The 3,221-nt window shown below is 65.5% G+C and carries 2 protein-coding genes; one reads left to right on the top strand and one right to left on the bottom strand.

What is annotated here, in order from left to right:
* Window positions 1-1,739, top strand: a 1,739-nt coding sequence (locus FJY88_12930) for a T9SS type A sorting domain-containing protein (protein ID MBM3288233.1), incomplete at its 5' end; no start/stop codon positions are given.
* A 161-nt stretch (window positions 1,740-1,900) separates the two neighbouring features.
* On the opposite strand, the gene FJY88_12925 is transcribed toward FJY88_12930, so the two are convergent.
* The coding region (locus tag FJY88_12925; GenBank protein MBM3288232.1) for a hypothetical protein at window positions 1,901-3,221 on the bottom strand (1,321 nt) is incomplete at its 5' end.

Below are 3,221 nucleotides of genomic sequence, written 5' to 3'. Positions count from 1 at the left end.
ACTTCATCGCGTCGATGGAGGGCGGGGCGAGGCCTACGGGCTGCCGGATCCGCTTCACGCTCGATGTGAGTCCGGACCAGGCCTACTACAGCGGCGGGGTCGTCTATATGGGAGGCAATTACGGCTATGACGACACGATCCTCCTTCACGAGTTCGGCCACTTCGTCCAGTACGCCTACGGCGGATTCTCGGACAATCCCGGAGGTGGGCACTACGTGGACGACAGCGCGCAGGATCCGCGGCTTTCGTTCGGCGAGGGCTGGCCGACCTTCTTCAGCTGCGGGACGCGGGACTGGGCCGGGTATCTCCATCCCCAGGTCTACATGAACTCGACGGGCGACTCGACGACGGGCGTGATCAGCTTCTCCTACGACGTCGAGACCTACGGCGGGGGAGAAAGCGCCTCCTGCGAGGTTTCGATCACGGCCTGCCTCTGGGACCAGGTCGACGGTGACATGACCGGCGATAACACCCCCGGCGTGGATGACGAGCCCGGCTACCAGATGGATCGGACCTTCCAGGAGTCGTGGGACTTCACCCGGGATTACCTCTCTCAGCCGCCGTTCAGCGGCACCCTCACCTACGAGGACTACCACGATCTCTGGATCGCCAGCGTCGCGAGCCCCCAGACCGCCGAGCTTCTCCAGATCGAGCAACTGAACCACGGGATCCAGTACGTCGACGACGCCTATGAGGACGACGACAGCCACGCGTCGCCCGGAACTTACTACGGCTTCGTCGAGATCGGCAGGGGCTTGAGGACCCATCACACGACCTGGCCTGCCGGTGACGAAGATTGGATGATGTTCGAGGGGTTGGCGGGATGCACCTACCAGGCCGAGACGTCGATCATGCGGGACGGGGCGGACACCTACATCGAGTTCCAGAACAGCGCCGGCACCGTGCTGATCGCGCACGACAACGTCGCCGCGCCAAGCCCAGGGTCCTTCAACACCTTCGAGAACCTTCGGTCGCTGGTGAGCTACACTACGGCGACGACCCAGAACCTCTACGTGCGGGTGCGCCGTTCGCCGAATAGCCCATGGGGCGGCATCTCCAAGTACGGGAACTGGGACATCGTGCTGCGAATCACTTCGGTGCCCGCCACCTATCCGAACATCACCGCGAGCCCGGGGACCTTCTTCGTGACGCTGGATCAGAACACGACACTCAACCGGGATCTGACCATCGGCAACACGGGCACCCAGGACACCCTGATCTGGGACATGAACGAGGGGAGCGAGCCGATCCCCTGGGTGACGGAGTCCTTGACGAGCGGCTCGATCCCGCCTAGCGGGAGTCAGGTGTCAGTCATCACCTTCGATGCGACGGGTCTCAATGTTGGCACCTACAGGGACACGCTCCATATCCCGTGCAACGATCCGAACTCGCCGATCCGACTCGTGACTCTGATCATGACCGTCGAGCAGGCTCCGCAGGCGGTGGGCGATGATCTGACGCAAAGGGTCGATCTCGAACCGAACATCCCGAACCCGTTCGAGGGCGAGACATCGATCCGCTTCGCGCTGGACAAGCCGGCGCCTGCGACCCTGTCGATCTTCGACGTGCAGGGCCGCGAAGTCCGGCGCCTGACGACGGGAGGGCGAGAGGCGGGAGTTCACACCGTCGCATGGGACGGCAGGGACGACGCGGGCAGGCCTCTGCCGAGCGGCGTCTATCTCTACTCGTTGACCACTCCCGAGAGGACGCTGACGAGGAAGCTCGTCATGACGAGGTAGTCGCTCCCTGCTCGGATCCCCGGGCGCCGCCGAGCGCCGCCGGGGACGAGCCGCGGAGCGGACGAACATGGATCGCGGAGGCCGTCCGGCCTCCGCGATCCTCTTTGACCTCGAACGCCCTGCGCAGGGCCTGCTCGCTCTTCAGATCCAGTCAGATACGGCTAGCTCGCCCGCATCTTGCTGAACTGGATCCGATCCCCCCTGACCTCCGCATGCTCCATCCTGACCCGCGGGTGGCGGTCCCTCACGTCCCGAACGAAGTCGCGGTACGTCGGATTGAACTGGCCTCCGTGCATGGGGACGAAGAGAAGCGGCTTCAGGCGATCGAGCGCGTACTCAGTTCCGATCTTGACCGCGACCTGATCGCCGAAGTTGCAGCCCGTCACCGGGAGGAAGGCGATGTCCGGTCTCGCGCCCCTGGTCTCGAGGTAGGCGATCTCGGGAGTGTAGTCCCCCGAGAGATCGCGGTTGCGATTGGCGTGATCTCCCGCGTGGAGGATGAGAAGGCCGTCGACCTCGATCAGGTACCCCACGCCGCTGTCGTTCGAGCGGATGGTCGTGACTGTCATCCCGTCGATCATTCTCGTCTCGTGCGGCGAGATCTGCTCCACCGGACATGGCGGCGGCTGGGGCGGGCGGAAGCCCAGCACGTAGGTGATCTCAGGAACCTGCTCGCGCCACTCGTAGATCACCGGGTCGTAGTGATCCGCGTGCTCGTGCGAGACGAAGACCGTCACATCCTCCCCGGCGATCTCGCGGGGATCGATGTAGCCGTTGCAGAGGCCCGGCGAGTCGGGGAGATTGTCCTGGTCGAAGTAGTCGAAGACCAGGAAGTGCTCGCGGGTCTTCACGCCCCAGCCGCTGTGTCCCAGATGCCATATCGTCGCGTCTCCCGCGGGAGGCCGGCCAGCCGAAGCGAGTCCTGAACCGCTTGCGCCACCCCACGGCGCGCCCTGCGCGCCCCTGCCCCCGAGCAGGCTCGCGACCGACTGATGCCCGTAGCGAACGGCGAGATCCAGCGGCGTTGCCCCTGAGGCGTCCTTGGCGTTCAGCTCGGCGCCGTGGTCGGTAAGAACGCGGACGAGCTCGGCCTTTCCCAGGATCGACGCCACGTGGAGCGGGGTCTGCTGATTGTACCCACCGGAGGGCATGGGATCCGCTCCCCCATCGAGGAGAGCGGCGGCGATGTCCGCGTTGCCCCGTTGCGCCGCGACGCTGAGAGGCGCGTTGAAGCGGGCGGAGCTCTTGTTGGGATCGGCGCCTCGGGAGACAAGCAAGCGGATCATCTCCGGATTGGCGCCATGGGGGATGGAGGCGTACATGAGAGGAGTCATCCCCAAACGATTCGCCGCGTTCGGATCGGCGCCCGCGTCGAGAAGGGCCTTGGCGGTGCCGAGCGCGCCACGCTCCGCGGCGGCGTGGAGAGGGACCATGCCGTTGGAGTCGGCCGCCGAGGCCTTGGCGCCGCGCCGGAGCATCTCG

The organism is Candidatus Eisenbacteria bacterium (genome assembly GCA_016867495.1).
Taxonomy (GTDB): Bacteria; Eisenbacteria; RBG-16-71-46; order CAIMUX01; family VGJL01; genus VGJL01.
The sequence above is the reverse complement of the archived record's forward strand: the minus strand, read 5'-3'. Positions and strand labels throughout refer to the sequence as shown.